At 51.0% G+C, this 14085-nt stretch carries 17 protein-coding genes; 12 read left to right on the top strand and 5 right to left on the bottom strand.

Going from position 1 to position 14085, the window contains the following annotated elements; genetic code table 11:
- Positions 1-131: 131 nt before the first annotated feature.
- From QUD54_RS04735 to QUD54_RS04725, 3 genes are all read right to left on the bottom strand, one after another.
- On the bottom strand, positions 132-902 hold the full coding sequence (locus QUD54_RS04735; RefSeq protein WP_286337808.1) for a V-type ATP synthase subunit E family protein: 771 nt from the start codon (positions 900-902) through the stop codon (positions 132-134).
- Positions 899-1876, bottom strand: coding sequence for a hypothetical protein (locus tag QUD54_RS04730; RefSeq protein WP_286337807.1), 978 nt, complete (start codon positions 1874-1876; stop codon positions 899-901). The genes QUD54_RS04735 and QUD54_RS04730 overlap by 4 nt, the downstream gene beginning before the upstream one ends.
- Positions 1877-2056: 180 nt before the next feature.
- Positions 2057-2326, bottom strand: a complete 270-nt coding sequence (locus QUD54_RS04725; RefSeq protein WP_286337806.1) for an integrase core domain-containing protein — start codon at positions 2324-2326, stop codon at positions 2057-2059.
- 9 nt (positions 2327-2335) lie between these two features.
- Between QUD54_RS04725 and QUD54_RS04720 the strand changes: the two genes are divergently transcribed.
- The 12 genes from QUD54_RS04720 (at position 2336) to upp (ending at position 12089) form a co-directional block, all read left to right on the top strand.
- On the top strand, positions 2336-2575 hold the full coding sequence (locus tag QUD54_RS04720) for a phospholipase A (protein ID WP_286337805.1): 240 nt from the start codon (positions 2336-2338) through the stop codon (positions 2573-2575).
- Between the two features lie 202 nt (positions 2576-2777).
- Positions 2778-3338 carry a sulfur oxidation c-type cytochrome SoxX gene (soxX, locus tag QUD54_RS04715; RefSeq protein WP_286337804.1) on the top strand — a complete coding sequence of 187 codons (561 nt, stop codon included), beginning with the start codon at positions 2778-2780 and terminating at the stop codon, positions 3336-3338.
- An 11-nt stretch (positions 3339-3349) separates the two neighbouring features.
- Positions 3350-3820 carry a thiosulfate oxidation carrier protein SoxY gene (soxY, locus tag QUD54_RS04710; protein ID WP_286337803.1) on the top strand — a complete coding sequence of 157 codons (471 nt, stop codon included), beginning with the start codon at positions 3350-3352 and terminating at the stop codon, positions 3818-3820.
- Between the two features lie 20 nt (positions 3821-3840).
- Entirely contained in the window at positions 3841-4179 is a 339-nt protein-coding gene (soxZ, locus tag QUD54_RS04705; protein ID WP_286337802.1) for a thiosulfate oxidation carrier complex protein SoxZ, read from the top strand.
- A gap of 3 nt (positions 4180-4182) precedes the next feature.
- Positions 4183-4953 carry a sulfur oxidation c-type cytochrome SoxA gene (soxA, locus tag QUD54_RS04700; protein WP_286337801.1) on the top strand — a complete coding sequence of 257 codons (771 nt, stop codon included), beginning with the start codon at positions 4183-4185 and terminating at the stop codon, positions 4951-4953.
- A gap of 9 nt (positions 4954-4962) precedes the next feature.
- A complete protein-coding gene (gene soxB / locus QUD54_RS04695; RefSeq protein WP_286337800.1) occupies positions 4963-6723 on the top strand; it encodes a thiosulfohydrolase SoxB in 1761 nt (586 codons plus the stop codon).
- A 143-nt stretch (positions 6724-6866) separates the two neighbouring features.
- A complete protein-coding gene (locus QUD54_RS04690) occupies positions 6867-8333 on the top strand; it encodes an OprD family outer membrane porin (RefSeq protein ID WP_286337799.1) in 1467 nt (488 codons plus the stop codon).
- 12 nt (positions 8334-8345) lie between these two features.
- Entirely contained in the window at positions 8346-9254 is a 909-nt protein-coding gene (locus QUD54_RS04685; protein ID WP_286337798.1) for an MBL fold metallo-hydrolase, read from the top strand.
- Complete coding sequence (locus QUD54_RS04680) at positions 9251-10027, top strand: thioredoxin fold domain-containing protein (RefSeq protein ID WP_286337797.1); 777 nt, start codon at positions 9251-9253, stop codon at positions 10025-10027. The genes QUD54_RS04685 and QUD54_RS04680 overlap by 4 nt, the downstream gene beginning before the upstream one ends.
- Positions 10024-10455, top strand: coding sequence for a DsrE family protein (locus QUD54_RS04675; protein ID WP_286337796.1), 432 nt, complete (start codon positions 10024-10026; stop codon positions 10453-10455). Before QUD54_RS04680 ends, QUD54_RS04675 begins: the two co-directional genes overlap by 4 nt.
- 15 nt (positions 10456-10470) lie before the next feature.
- On the top strand, positions 10471-11394 hold the full coding sequence (locus tag QUD54_RS04670) for a DUF302 domain-containing protein (protein ID WP_286337795.1): 924 nt from the start codon (positions 10471-10473) through the stop codon (positions 11392-11394).
- 71 nt (positions 11395-11465) lie between these two features.
- On the top strand, positions 11466-12089 hold the full coding sequence (upp, locus tag QUD54_RS04665) for a uracil phosphoribosyltransferase (RefSeq protein ID WP_286337794.1): 624 nt from the start codon (positions 11466-11468) through the stop codon (positions 12087-12089).
- A 175-nt stretch (positions 12090-12264) separates the two neighbouring features.
- On the opposite strand, the gene QUD54_RS04660 is transcribed toward upp, so the two are convergent.
- Together QUD54_RS04660 and QUD54_RS04655 are read right to left on the bottom strand one after the other, a co-directional pair.
- Positions 12265-13197: an aminodeoxychorismate synthase component I gene (locus tag QUD54_RS04660; RefSeq protein WP_286337793.1), complete on the bottom strand. Its 933-nt coding sequence runs from the start codon at positions 13195-13197 to the stop codon at positions 12265-12267.
- Complete coding sequence (locus QUD54_RS04655) at positions 13190-14071, bottom strand: aspartate carbamoyltransferase catalytic subunit (protein ID WP_286337792.1); 882 nt, start codon at positions 14069-14071, stop codon at positions 13190-13192. Before QUD54_RS04655 ends, QUD54_RS04660 begins: the two co-directional genes overlap by 8 nt.
- Between the last annotated feature and the right edge of the window lie 14 nt (positions 14072-14085).

The raw sequence follows: 14085 nt of genomic DNA, 5'->3' as shown, positions 1-14085 counted from the left end.
TTACATAGGCTATGAGGTCTTCTGGGTAGAGTGCCAAAGCTTTGGCATACCTTCTGAAGTGCCTTCCACCCAGTCATGTTGGCTCAAGTATTCGACAATCTCCGTTTCGAATGTGATCTCTTTATGTTTGCTCATTCTTGTACCTTTTCTGTTACAAACACCTGTTCGATGGAGCGTATAACGGTATCTTTGTCAACCACTACACCTTTACCAACAATCTGCTTTATCATTTTAGGTGTCAATTCTTCTACCAGTTCTTTGAAAAATTTGACGTCATCGATCATTCTCCCCTTTAAAACCAGTCGCTCTTCACCTGTTAACAGAAGTGTCAGTTTCAATATATCTCGGCGATGTTTTTTCCATTTGTCATCATCTCTGTGGTACAAATCATATACTGCTGACATTTTCAGCAGCATCGTTGCCAGCGTATTGCTGTAGGGAATACTATCTATTTCCTCTATATTGCTTTTGATCATATCAAAGTATTCACGATCCAGCATAATGGCAGATAATGAATAGAGCCCCTCTTCCGGATCGATAGGAATAATGCGCTGTCCCTCATCCAACTCTATACCGTACTCTTCTGAAGAAAATAACTCAATCTCTTTAGGATATCCCTCTGCCTTGGGTTCAACAAACCTGTAATATTGGTATCTGTCCTGTTGACCTTTCTGAATAGTGTGACCACCTTCTTTGATATATGTTTTGATCTTAGCTGCCATCTCTACCGATGTTGATGTCAATAACACCAAATCTATATCATGGGTTGCCTTACCATGATTCGGGAGTTCCCTGTCCAGAAGCATCAAAGTCGCAAAGCCTCCAACGATCACATACTGATCTTTCAGCTCCCTAAAATGTTCTTCGAAATGGCTCAAGCCCGCCAGGTCTGTCATTTTCATCTGTTATTCCACTTCTGTTTTATTTTTTCTTCTATTTCTTTGAGAGCATACTGTACACGCTCATCGTCATCATTTTTAAATTGCCGCAACACATAAAGTGGATTGATGACATTACGCTGTGCAAATGTATGAGGATCACGATCCCAAACCTCTACTCTATAAAGCGCTTCATCTTCTTCACAGGTATCTAAATCCAGAAGGAGATTTTTTGCTTTTTTACTGATGGCAACTGTAGTGATACCTGTATCCATAAGTGCAGAGTAGTGTGCCAAAGCACTATAGCCGCTTTTCACTGCTTTATTCCCAAATATTTCCGAAGAGGTAAAGAAGCTCTTTTTTAATGGGGACAAGCCTTTTCTCAATAACCTTTCATACACCTCTGACTTTGTTTCAAAGTGTACTTTTTTGCTTCTTCCCTCTTTTTTTACACTGGCATACTCAAGCTCATCTAATAAACTTAGTGCTTCTGATGTAGATCGTATTTCTCTTTCAATCGCTGCGGCTACCTCTTTTACCATCATACCATTGCGAATACGACCATCAAGATAACCTATCAGTATCAAGTCAGCATCGGGAGTTAATCGTTCATTTTTATAAAGCTGATTCTTGCTTTGCTTCGCAGTCCCAATCTGCATCAGAGCGAAAGGAAGATACAGATATTTTTCCAGTACGACAAAAGGAATATGTTTTTGAATCAAGCTGTTTATCTGACGTGTATCGAGGTAGTCAAACACAAATACTACCTGAGAATCAAGCTTCTCTCTCAATGTTTTATATGCCTGTGCATAGCGACGCATATCATGAGTATCCTCTTTTGTATAAGCAAAAACAAGATCCATATTGGCAATCGTTACATACCAGAATGTATAGCCTGTCCGTAAGTACAGAGGAAGGGAAACTTCTTTGTTTTTTACTTCGACTTTCCAGTCAGTTACTCTTTTTATATAAGTAAATAAGGTCTGTTTTTTATCCATAATTACCATTGTAGCATATTAATTGCATTAATTACATTATTTTGTAACTAATGTAGTATTAATGTAAATTTAAGTTTTATGTTGATTTATCGATACTTCAGATCTATTGTCACAGAATATCTTAAAATACCTAAGAGACCTTGTCGAACATGTTGTAATGACCCCTCATTTCTGCACACCTCAAGCCGCTAAGCGATAGGCTTCAGCCGGCGTTCTGTACTTCAGCGCCAAATGCCTTCTCTCTTCATTGTAAAACCTGATCCAGTTTCCGATAATGTTGTTGGTCTCCTTGAGTGACGTGAAGTTATAGTGCCAGATGCACTCCTGCTTGAATTTGTAGTCTTTGACGGTTTTTGCAAAGGATCGGCTGGTAAAGACCAGGCCATCGTCGCTTCTGAGTATGATCGCTTTTCCGACGTCACAGGCCGTCGATGAGAAATATGGCCTCAAAGCGAGGAAATGGGGCTATCTGTACCCCTGGAGAGATCCCCAGTTCGATACCTTCTGGGTTACAACTTCGGCAAAGGCGGCCACCAGCGCGGCGCCGTGCAGTTTGATTGGTCCTACCCCTTTTTCGGCTCGGAAACGACTTTCTGGTACCTCAAGTTTTTTAACGGCTACGGAGAAAGCTTGATCGACTACAACCGAAATATCACCAAAGCGTCGTTCGGTTTCTCTTTTTCGCGCGGGGTTTTTTGATATCCGAGAAGTTGTTTTGCTTTACAATCTGGTCTTTGATCTCAAAAATGTTGGATTGAAAATGTACTTTTCCCTCTTCTGAAGTGATACGGAGGCGGTATCCGTCCTATTCAAAAAAACTTCTTTCAAACGTAAAGAAAATTTACACAAATTTTACAAAGCAGTGTTACGATGCCGATGAACTTAATATTAGGAGTTGAATATGCATCGAAACAGAAGCTTGATGCTCGGCATCGGATTGCTGGCCTTTTGCCTTTCTGAAGCGGTTCATGCAGCCGACCTCAAAAGCGTCATCGAAATGCCGGATGCAAGCAAGATCTTGAAAAAAGATAGGCTTGCACCACCGAAAAGGTATACGATGCCCAAAGGCTGCATTACGACCGATCCACTCGCTATCGCCCGGGGAGAGTACATTTTCCATAACCTCAACGGCAAAAAAGCGAAGAAGAAGCCACCGAAGGGACTGGCGAAGTTCGTGATGGTAGGCGGCAAGAAGAAGCCCAAACAGTACGGCAACTGCGTGGCGTGCCACAATATCGAGGGTGCGAAGGGCGGTGGCAACATCGGTCCCGACCTGCACAACTACAAGAAACACTTCATCGATACGGGGGCGAGAACGTATCAATACGTCTACCAGCAGATCGCGGATCCGCGTATTCACAACGAAAAGACCCATATGACGGTCAACCTCACGACGGGTCTGTTCACACCGCATGAAATCTGTGACATTACATCCTATGTCGTAAGCGAAAAGAAACAATGAAGGAGGAAAGAATGGAACGAAGAGGATTTTTGAAAGGATTGGCGGGTGCATGCGCACTGACTGCCGTAGGAGCACCGAGTATCTCTTTCGGGGCGAACAAGAAACCGAAAAGTCCCAACGAGATGCCCTACAAAAAGGCACTGAATATCATCACGAAAGGCAAAGGAGCCAAAGATTCGTCGAAAGTGCATCTCGTCGTTCCGGAAATCGCGGAAAACGGTGCAGTCGTTCCCGTCAAAGTGACGGTCGACCATCCGATGGAAGAGGGCAACTACGTCAAGTCGATCCACGTTCTGGCGACGAAGAACTCCAACGCCCGCTGTGCGGATGTCTTTTTGACGCCGGCCAACGGAAAAGCCTACTTCGCGACGCGCATCAAACTCGGCGGGACGCAGGAAGTGGTGGCGGTCGCCGAACTCGGGGATGGAACGTTCGTCAAGGCGCACAAAAGTGTCAAAGTAACCATCGGCGGATGCGGTTGATAAGAATCAAAGGATAAATCATGGCAAAACGAAAATCACTCATTAAAATCAAACCGAAAAAATATAAGGTAGGCGATATCGTCAAGGTCGACTTCATCGTCATCCATCCGATGGATACGGGGATGCGCAAAGACAAAAAGACGGGCAAAATCATTCCGGCGCACTACATCAACGATGTGCAGTTCTTCTACAACGACAAACTGGTCACGAAGATGGTGGTTTGGGAATCGGTCTCGACCAACCCCTATTTTTCCATCAACATGAAGATCACGGGTCCAGGGAAAATCAAGGTGGTCTACAAAGACAATCAGGGTGAAGTGAACGAAAAGACCAAAAAGGTCAAGCCCAAAAAAGGATAAGCGATGAAAAAGATCATATCACTCATAGCCGCTTCTGCACTGACGGTTTCTCTGGCGACGGCGGCTGAACAGTTCAGCATGTCGGATGCCGACCGCGCCCTCTACCAGGAGATGCTTGAAAACAACCCGGCCGACATCTTTGTCGAGGAGGGGAGCGAATATTTCGACGAGCTGGTGACCGAAGAGGCGCTGGCGAAGTTTCTTGGTGTCGAAGTCGACGACCTTCCCAAGACAATCGCAGGCTTTCCACGCTACATTCCGCAAGTGGATGAGGTGCTGGGGCTCGATCAGGTGATGCAGGCGGTGATGTATCTCAACGGGCACAAACCGTTCAAACTCAAAAGCGCAAAAATGTTCGCGATGCTCGCCTATGCCAAATCTTTGGCAAACGATGAGCCGATCAGCATCGACGTCAACGCGAACAAGAAGATGAAAGAGGCGTATCGACTGGGAACGGAAGTGTTCATGACCAAACGGGGCGGCCGCGGCCTCTCTTGTAACAGCTGCCACTCCAAAGAGGTGGTCGGCCTGATTCTTCGGACGCAGCCGCTGCCGGATCTCGGCGAAGTGGATGCGGGTGGAACATGGCCGGCGTATCGTATGACGAAATCATCGCTAAGAACGCTTCAGCGACGCTTCCAGGGGTGTATGAAAAATGCGCTTTTGGCCGTGATTCCGATCGGAAGCAAAGAGATGGTGGCGCTGGAAGTGTACGTGACCAACCTGGCCAAAGAGAAGGGCAAGAAAATCGCCATTCCGGGCCTGAAGCGTTAAGGAAACATTATGGATATCAGCAGAAGAGATTTTTTACAGATCGCCGCAGCCATGGGGCTTTTGGGTGCAGGATCGAACCTGATGGCGGGACACAAGCGGGCCGACGAGATCACTGCGACCGACATCATGGACTTCAAGCCGGTGGGCAAGGTGTCGCTACTGCACATCTGTGACCTGCACGCGCACATCAAACCGCTCTACTGGCGCGAGCCCTCTACCCTCATTTCGGCACCGAACCTGACGGGTACGCCGGGCTTTCTATGCGGGAAGAGTTTCGCGGAGTTCTACGGTGTCAAACCAGGCACGCTGGAGGGGTACTTCGACACCTACCTGAACTTCGAAGCGCTCGCGAAGAAGTTCGGGAAGATGGGCGGCATCGCCCATATCAAAACGGTCGTCGACGAGGTGCGCCGCGACCGTGGCAGAGACAACGTGCTGTTGCTCGATTCGGGCGATACATGGCAAGGAACCGCCGTGGCACTCAAAACGGGCGGTGAGGCGATCGTCAAGGCACAGAACTATCTGGGTGTCGACGTCATGGTCGGACACTGGGAGTTCACCTACGGAAAAGAGCGGGTCCGCGAGTTGATCGATATGCTCGACGCGGAGTTCATTTCGCAAAATATCGTCGACAACGACCCGTTCAGCGACGACTTCGAAGAGCTGGTCTTCAAACCCTACACGATCAAAGAGGTCGGCGGTGCGAAGATCGGTATTATCGGCCAGTCGTTCCCATTCACCTCGACGGCCAATCCGAAACGCTTTACCGAAGGGTGGAGTTTCGGACTGCGGCTCGATACGCTGCAGGAGTATGTCGACGAGCTTCGCAAAGAGAAGAGAGTCGACTGCGTCGTCCTGCTGAGCCACGACGGTTTCAGCGTCGACCAGGAGGTCGCGCGCAAAGTGCACGGCATCGACTTCATCCTGAGCGGCCATACGCACGATCCGGGACCGAAACCGATCACGATCAACGGCACCGTCATCATCATCGCGGGAAGCCACGGCAAATATGTCGGCCGTCTCGATCTGGATATCAAGAACAAAAGGGTCGTCGATTACAACTATAAACTGATCCCGGTCGCGTCCAACCTGATCGCACCGGACAAAAAGGGGATCGAACTGGTCGACGCGCTCTATCGGCCCTACGACGAAGAGCTGAACCGGGTGCTCGGCAAGACGAAGGGGTTGCTCTACAAGCGTGACACCTTCTACTCCACGTTCGACGCGCTGATCGGCGAGGCGATCCATGAGGAGATGGACAACGAGATCACCTTTACACCGGGATACCGTTGGGGAACGACGCTGCTGCCGGGTGACGACATCCTGCTCGACAATGTCTACGAGATGACGGCGATCACCTATCCGGAGGTTTACACCTTCGAGCTGCAGGGGGCGAAGATCGCGCAACTTCTCGAAGATATCGCCGACAATGTCTTCAACGCCAACCCGCTCTATCAGCAAGGCGGCGACATGAGCCGTCTGACGGGTGTGACGTACGACATCAAGATCGGCGCGCCGGGAGGCAAGCGTATCTCCAATCTGAAAGTGAACGGCAAGCCGCTCGACCTCGACAGAGATTACGTCGTCTCGGCATGGGGCGGAAATCTTCAGAGTGCGGGAAAAAACCTGCGTGAAAGCAAGATTCGCCCGGTTTACGACATCACGGCGGACTATATCGGGAAAAAAGGGACGGTCGACGTTTCTCGCAAATCGAACGTCAACGTTCTGGATGTGGGATGCGGCTGTCCGAAAGCGGGAAGCATCTGTTGATCGATGGTTGCCGTGCCCCGGCTTTTTTGGTAAAGTTCATTCCTACTCCTAAATAAAAACGAACCGAAAGCCGGGGCACACTCGACCGTAAGATTAAGAAGACTTACAAGAAATTGTAACATATGCATATTGAAAGGGAAAAAATGAAAACGATCAAACTGAGTATCGCAGCACTGATGGCGGCAGGCGCAGGCATGGGATTGAATGCGGCGGACAAGCCGAAGGTGACACTGAAAGCGAACCGCACACTGGTGTTCAACGAAGTTCCCCCGAAAGTCGACAGCCTCAAAGAGATGCTCACCGAGGGGATGTTCTACGGACGTCTGCGTATGAATACGTTTCGATGGGACTGGAAAGAGGAGACCTCCAGAAATCAAGACAACTGGGCGGCGGGTTTCGGCGGCAGCCTGCTCTACAAATCGGCGGAATATAGAGGTTTCAGCGGCATGGCAGGGCTCTACACCTCTCAAAGTCCGTGGCATATGGATAGCGAAGATGTAAAATATATCAAGGCCGGCAAGGACACGACCAGCCGCTACAACGTCAAGACGACAGGTGACTGGGGCATGACGGTTCTGGCACAGGCCTATCTGCAGTACCGCTTCAGCAAAACGAAAGTCCGTGTCGGACGCCAGATCTTCGAGAGCTTTCTGACCAAAAGCAACGATACGAAGATGATCCCGAACACATTCGAAGGTGTGTCCGTCGTTTCGAAAGACCTCTCGAAAACGACACTGAAAGCGGCCTATTTCGGGCGTCAGAAACTGCGTGACCATACACGGTTCCACGATGTCATCACATTCAAGGACGCTGCCGGCGAGAGCTGGGCGAACAACGACGATTCGGCCATCAACAAAGCGTTGAACTATAGTGCTTTCGTCGCGGCCGGCCTCGATCCCGAACACGATCTGGTGGTTTTGGAAGCGGCGAACAAATCGATCAAAAATCTCAAATTGAAGGCAAACTATACGGCGGTTCCCGATGTCGTCTCTTCCGCGACGATCGAAGCGCACTACACCATTCCCGTCGGTGGCTTCAAAGTCGTTCCCGGCATCCGTTACATGAAACAGTTCGACAGTCTCGACGGGAAACTCGGTGCCGTCGCCAACCTCAAGGCGAATGCAGCCGGCTACGACGATCCGAACAGCCTCGACAGCTGGCTCTTCGCCGCACGTGTCGATATCAAGAGTGGCGCACCCTGGAAATTCCGTCTCGGTTACTCGCAGATCGCGGACGAAGCCGACATCGTCGCACCGTGGCGTGGATTCCCGACAGGTGGGTTCACCCGTGCGATGGCACAGTACAACTGGTACGCCAACACCAAGACCTACATGGTCCGCGGCGATTACAGCTTCGACAAAGCGGGCCTGGTTTCGGGGCTGACGGCGATGTTCCGCTATGCGATTCAGGATTTCGACGATACCAAACCGGGTGTCCAGGCGGATACAAACGTTCTTCACCTCGATGCGATCCAGAAATTCAAATCGTTTCCGGGGCTTGAAGCACGTGTGCGTATAGGAATTGTCGATGGCGATCCCCAGACAGGTGCCGTCACGAAAGGCGACCCATCGTACAACGAATACCGCTTCGAGATGAACTACCTCTTCTAACCGGAAAATGTAATGAAAAAGAGCCTGCTTCTGCTGTTTGTAAGTTGTATGACGCTTTGGGCGCAGGGGTATGGCTTGAGTCCCAAACAGGTGGCACCGAAACTCTACTGTTTTTTCGGTGCTGTCCAGGTTCCGAATGCCGAAAACAACGGCAATATGGTCAATACCTGCTATATCGATGCCGGCAGTGGCTGGATCGTTTTCGACAGTGGGCCGACCTACCGCTATGCCAAAGAGGCTTACGAGACAATGCACAATGTCAAGCCTCAGCCGATTCTTGCCGTATTCAACTCGCATGTGCATGACGATCATTGGCTCGGGAACGGTTTCTACCATGCGCTTGGTGTGACCATCTACGGCCCCAAGAACTTTTCCGCAGAGCATCTCGCCACGCCGACTCGCATAGAAACGACAGTGAAACCCTCCTTTTACAAAGGGACGGTTCCCGTTGCGCCGGATCGTCTCGTTTCCGCGCCTACAACGATGAAGATCGGCGATTTGACGCTTTGGCTTCTCGTATTCGGGCGTCCCGCTCATACCTCCTGTGACATGGCACTTTTTGTTTCGGACGAGAGGCTGCTGCTGGCGGGCGATCTGGTTTTCAACGACCGGCTGCCGTCGCTGCGTGACGGATCGTTGAGCGGCTGGCTCGACGCGTTGGAACGACTCAAAAAAATGCGATGGGACGTACTGGTCGGCGGGCACGGATACAAAACAGGAGAGGATGCGATGGTCTTCATCGAAGCCTATCTGGGCGGCCTTCACAGCCAGGTCAAAGCGGCGATGGAGGAGGATGTCGAGATGGGAGAGATCGTACAAAGCGTTGGAATGCCGGAGTTTCGCGACATGGCGCTTTACGATGTTCTACATGGAAAAAACGTGATCAAAGCGTATGAAGAGCTGGAATGGGAGAGCGAATGAAACGTTTTTTATGGTGGATCCTGCTTCCTTTGTCGTTGTCCGCCGTGGAAGGGGAGAGGGTGTACGAGCGGAAGTGTGCTTCGTGCCACCAGCGCTATATTCCCGTTGAAACGCTGATGAAAAATTTCATGGAACACAACAACACGTTGCTGCATCTGAAAGCACCTACCGTCAACCAGCTCGCCTACCGCCTCAAACAGCGCATCGGCGACCCGAAAGGGGACAAGGATATGCAGTTGATGGAGGTGCAGTCGTTCGTTCAGGATTATCTGCTCTATCCGGACCGCCAAAAGAGTGTCTGCATGCCCGAGGTACTTTCCCACTTCGAGACGATGCCCTCCATGAGAGGCAAAGTTACCGATGAGGAGATCGAAGCGGTCGCCGAGTGGATCTATTTCTATCTTCCGCCACAAAAAGAGGCGAAAGTACTGACCTTCGTCGATTTCGGTGAGGCCAAGAGAGTGGCGAAGCGTACCGGAAAAGTCATCATGATCGAAGTGACCAGCCCGACATGCCACTACTGCGTCAAAATGGAGAAGACGACGTTGAAAGATCCGGAAGTGATCCGTGCCATTCATCGCGATTTCATTCCGGTGCGTGTCGATGTGAGTCGTCAAAAGCTTCCGGATGGGCTGAAGTGGAGCATGACGCCCACCTTCTTTTTCCTCGATTGTGACGGCAAAGTTCTCAAAACGGTTCCCGGTGCCTGGATGAAAGAGGATTTTCTGTCGATTCTCGAAGAGGTTGTCGAAGCCAAAGGAGTGAAACGATGAAAAAACTGTTGATCCTGTTGACGCTATGGGGCCTGCTGTTTGCCGATACCGAATTCGCCGAACCGAAGCCCTCCATCGACAATCCACGTCTGATCGTCTTCCCGATCACTCAAGGTGATGACGAGTCGATCAACCATGTGCTCAGTTCCGCGAACAACGTCATGAAATTCTACGGCCCGGAGAATGTGCAGATCGCGATTATCTGTTACTCCAAAGGGATTCGCACGCTGCTCAAAAAAGAGAAGAAGATCGCCGTACGCGTCCGCTCGCTGCAGACTTACGATGTCGAGTTCATCGCCTGCGGCAACACGATGCGTACACTGAAGATAAAACCCGAAGATTTGATCGAAGATGTCGAGATCGTGACGGCCGGCATCGTCGAACTGGTCGAAAGAGATTTGAAAGGGTGGATCTATATCCGCCCGTAACAGAAGGAGAAAGATATGAAAACCGTGATGAAACTGCTGTTGGCACTGACGATTGTGACAGGTGCCTATGCCGACAACAAAGAGATCATCATGTTCGGTGTCAAAAAAACCGACAAGGTGACGACGAAGTCGATCGAGGAGGCCTTTACGCTGGCCGGGTACAAAGTGGAGGGTAACCGGGATATGAACGGCCCCTTCACCAAACAGTTTGGAAAGACGCGCTTTTCCATCTACAACCTGATGACGGTCTATCATCCCGATAACACCAAAGCGCTTGTAAGCCAATACGAGGAGAGCGGGGTTTTCGCACCGTTTTCGATCGTCATCTACCAGAAGAAGGGTGACGATACGGTCTATGCGGGGGTCTTGAGTGCCTTCGCCAAAGCGAAGATCATGGGGTTGCCGTACGACAATAAAGTGTTGCAGGATCTGGAGGCACGTAACATCGAGACGCTTTTGAAAGCGATGCCGGGTGCCAAACGGGTGAAGTTCGACTACACGCCCAAGCCACTGGCCAAAGACCCTCTGACACGTTTCGAGATCGAATCGGATCCGGAGGAAGCGGAAGACCTCAAAGAGGAGGTCGAAATGGTGATCGAAGACGGCCTCAAACCCATCGGATTCGTCATGGCGAACTTCCTCGACTACAACTACTTCCTGAAAGAGGCGGGGATCGATACCTACATCTTTTACGACACCTATTCGCTCTGCAAATTGAAGGTGATCTATACGGTATCTCAGATTCGACCCGAAGCGGGTGTCTTCGCACCCTGTACGATGGCGATCTATCAGAAAAAAGATTCCGACAGGATGAAGATGGTCTACCCCAATGTCTACAACTGGATGGCGACACTCGCCATCGAGGACCCCACTTCGCTCAAAGAGCTCGAAAAGGCCCAGGCGGACATCGTCGAACTGCTGAAAAAAACCGCCGAGTGATTCCCGCCTCTTTTCCGGTTCTTATGGAACCGGAAACTCTCCTGCGTTATAATCACCAAAAGGAGTGATTTATGATTATGGAAAGCAAATCCCCCATCGTCAAACATCTCGTCAACCGTCTGCGCGATGCGCACTGCGACGCGTTCACGTTTCGCTGGCTGCTCAAGGAGACGGCGAAGCAGCTTTTGACCGAGTGTGCCGAGGCTTTGCCGATGTCCGAGCGAAAGGTACCGACATGGCAGGGAAACTACGTCGGATCGTTCGTCGACGAGTCGAAAATCGTCTGTGTTTCGATTTTGCGTGCCGCACTTCCGATGCAAGAGGGTGTCATGGAGACGCTCGGTGAGATCGAAGGCGGGTTTTTGGCGATGAAACGGGACGAGGAGACGCACGAAAGCAGGCTTTACTACGACCGCATCCCCGACCCGAAAGGCAAGACGGTGCTGCTCGTCGACCCGATGGTCGCCACGGGCGGTTCGCTGCACGATGCACTCGAGCTGCTTTTGGCGAGAGAGCCGGAAAAGATCGTTACTCTCAATGTCATTGGCGCCAAAGAGGGCGTCGAAAAGATCGCCGCGGCATTTCCCGACGTTACGGTTCATATCGCACAGATCGATCCGGTGCTCAACAAAGACGCCTACATCGTTCCCGGGCTCGGCGATGCGGGGGACAGAGCGTTCAACACGCCGGAATGAGGCGCTGCGCTTAGTGGGAGTGAGTAGTGAGTAGTGAGAAGTGAGAAGTGAGTAGTACTTTTCCGTGAACTGTGTTTGGCACAGACATCGTTTAAAATAAAAGTCGCGTAGCGACCATCCTTGATAATACTTCTCACTTCCCACTAAGCGAAGCGTCTCACTTCCCACTCTCTATTTATATCGGAAGATAGACTTTATCGAGCATCTCTTCGTATTCCGCTTCCGCGTCACTGTCGATCGTGATGCCTCCGCCGCTTTTGTAGACCAGGCCCTTTTCGGTTTTTTCGATAAAGCGGATCATGACGGCACTCTCGAGATTTTTGCCGTCAAACACGCCGAAGACCCCCGTAAAGAATCCCCGCTTGTGCGACTCCACCGTTTCGATGATTTCACACGTTCTTCTTTTCGGTGTCCCGGTGATGGAGCCGGCGGGCAGCATCTCATCCAGAATCTCTCCAAGGCGTGCCGGCCAGTCGGGGGAGAGTTTCGCTACGATTCTGGAGCTGACCTGCAGCAGGGTTTTGTCGGCTGTGACGATCCTGTCGATATAGCGGAACGTTTCGACGCGTACTTCACGGCCGACGATACCAAGATCGTTCCTGAGTAGATCGACGACCATCACATGTTCCGCCATCTCCTTTTCGTTGGCCAGAATTTTCGCTTCGGCATCGGGGATCGATGCGTCGATCGTCCCTTTCATCGGATAGGTGGAGATGACGTCGTTTTCGATTTTGATGAAGGGTTCGGGCGAAAAACAGACGAAACGATCTTTGTAGAGAAGCTTGTAGGGGGCGTTGGCCATTTCGAAAATCTCTTCGAGTGAATGGCTACAGTGAATGGGTGTGGAGAAGGTGAGATTGAGTAGGTAGGTATTTCCGGCTTTTATCTCTTCGATGACCTGGTCAAACGCCTCTTTATACTTCATAAAGGGGACAGGCTGCTTTTTTGGCGCCGGTGGTGTTTCGGGTTTGATCGCGGGCGTCTGGTGCAGTGCCACCCGGATATTGCCGAGTGCATCGAGGGGCCGGACGATCACCTCCGACTTGTCGTAAGAGATAATGAAAAGAAATGGGATTCCGGCAGAGGCGAGCCGGGAGAGTCTATCCATTGGCGAGGATCAATTTTTTCAGTGCAGCCATCCGTACGGCGACACCGTTCCTGACCTGTTCGAGCACTTTGCAGCGCGGGTCGGCCAGCATCGCGTCGTCGATGTCGATGTTGCGATGTACCGGCCCCGGATGTAACAGCAGAATGTCGCGCTCGCCGATGCGCTCTTTGGTGATGCAGTAGTCGCTGGCGTAATCTTTGAGACTGGCGTAGATCGGGTGGGCATGACGCTCGGTCTGGGTGCGCAGACTCATGACGATATCGACTTCGTCGAGTACCTCTTCCAGTTTTGTCGTCGTCGGAAGATCGGTTTTTGGCAGGAAATGCGGTGGTGCGACCAGGGTGATGTGGAGTCCGAAACGGGACAGAAGCCGTATGTTAGAGTTGGCGACACGGGAGTTTTTGATGTCGCCGACGATCGCGATGTGTTTGCCTTCGATATCGCCACCGAAGTGCTGACGGATCGTGAAAAGATCCAACAGCGCCTGGCTCGGGTGGGCGTGTGCGCCGTCGCCGGCATTGAAGATGGCACAGTCCACGTGGCGTGAAATCTGATAGGGCGTGCCGCTTTGGGCGTGGCGGACGATAATGGCGTCGGGGCCCATCGCATTGAGGTTGGCTGCCGTGTCGTAGAGGGTTTCGCCTTTTTTCGTCGAACTTTTGGCGACATCCAGGTGAACGACGTCGGCACCCAGTTTTTTCGCTGCAATCTCGAAACTGCTGCGCGTACGGGTCGAGTTTTCGAAAAAGAGGGTGATAATAAGCCGATTTTGAAGGAGTTTGGGCGGCGGCGCTTTGAGGTAGGCTTCGGCATCCTTGAAAAGTGTTTCGATCTCTTCGATAGTGAGGTCGTCGGTGGTGATGAGATGCCGCATGCGTACTCCTCTTT

Origin of the sequence: Hydrogenimonas cancrithermarum (assembly GCF_030296055.1) — a bacterium.
Taxonomy (GTDB): domain Bacteria; phylum Campylobacterota; class Campylobacteria; order Campylobacterales; family Hydrogenimonadaceae; genus Hydrogenimonas; species Hydrogenimonas cancrithermarum.
This window is presented reverse-complemented; position numbering and strand designations above follow the sequence as displayed.

What these genes read in the sequence shown, in the direction of transcription:
- QUD54_RS04720 (WP_286337805.1), top strand. Translation starts at nt 2,336, where the DNA reads ATGGGGCTATCTGTACCCCTGGAGAGATCCCCAGTTCGATACCTTCTG.
- soxA (WP_286337801.1), top strand. Translation starts at nt 4,183, where the DNA reads ATGAAAAAGATCATATCACTCATAGCCGCTTCTGCACTGACGGTTTCT.
- QUD54_RS04660 (WP_286337793.1), bottom strand. Translation starts at nt 13,197, where the DNA reads ATGGATAGACTCTCCCGGCTCGCCTCTGCCGGAATCCCATTTCTTTTC.
- upp (WP_286337794.1), top strand. Translation starts at nt 11,466, where the DNA reads ATGATTATGGAAAGCAAATCCCCCATCGTCAAACATCTCGTCAACCGT.
- QUD54_RS04670 (WP_286337795.1), top strand. Translation starts at nt 10,471, where the DNA reads ATGAAAACCGTGATGAAACTGCTGTTGGCACTGACGATTGTGACAGGT.
- soxY (WP_286337803.1), top strand. Translation starts at nt 3,350, where the DNA reads ATGGAACGAAGAGGATTTTTGAAAGGATTGGCGGGTGCATGCGCACTG.
- QUD54_RS04680 (WP_286337797.1), top strand. Translation starts at nt 9,251, where the DNA reads ATGAAACGTTTTTTATGGTGGATCCTGCTTCCTTTGTCGTTGTCCGCC.
- soxX (WP_286337804.1), top strand. Translation starts at nt 2,778, where the DNA reads ATGCATCGAAACAGAAGCTTGATGCTCGGCATCGGATTGCTGGCCTTT.
- soxZ (WP_286337802.1), top strand. Translation starts at nt 3,841, where the DNA reads ATGGCAAAACGAAAATCACTCATTAAAATCAAACCGAAAAAATATAAG.
- QUD54_RS04685 (WP_286337798.1), top strand. Translation starts at nt 8,346, where the DNA reads ATGAAAAAGAGCCTGCTTCTGCTGTTTGTAAGTTGTATGACGCTTTGG.
- soxB (WP_286337800.1), top strand. Translation starts at nt 4,963, where the DNA reads ATGGATATCAGCAGAAGAGATTTTTTACAGATCGCCGCAGCCATGGGG.
- QUD54_RS04675 (WP_286337796.1), top strand. Translation starts at nt 10,024, where the DNA reads ATGAAAAAACTGTTGATCCTGTTGACGCTATGGGGCCTGCTGTTTGCC.
- QUD54_RS04655 (WP_286337792.1), bottom strand. Translation starts at nt 14,071, where the DNA reads ATGCGGCATCTCATCACCACCGACGACCTCACTATCGAAGAGATCGAA.
- QUD54_RS04690 (WP_286337799.1), top strand. Translation starts at nt 6,867, where the DNA reads ATGAAAACGATCAAACTGAGTATCGCAGCACTGATGGCGGCAGGCGCA.
- QUD54_RS04735 (WP_286337808.1), bottom strand. Translation starts at nt 902, where the DNA reads ATGAAAATGACAGACCTGGCGGGCTTGAGCCATTTCGAAGAACATTTT.
- QUD54_RS04730 (WP_286337807.1), bottom strand. Translation starts at nt 1,876, where the DNA reads ATGGATAAAAAACAGACCTTATTTACTTATATAAAAAGAGTAACTGAC.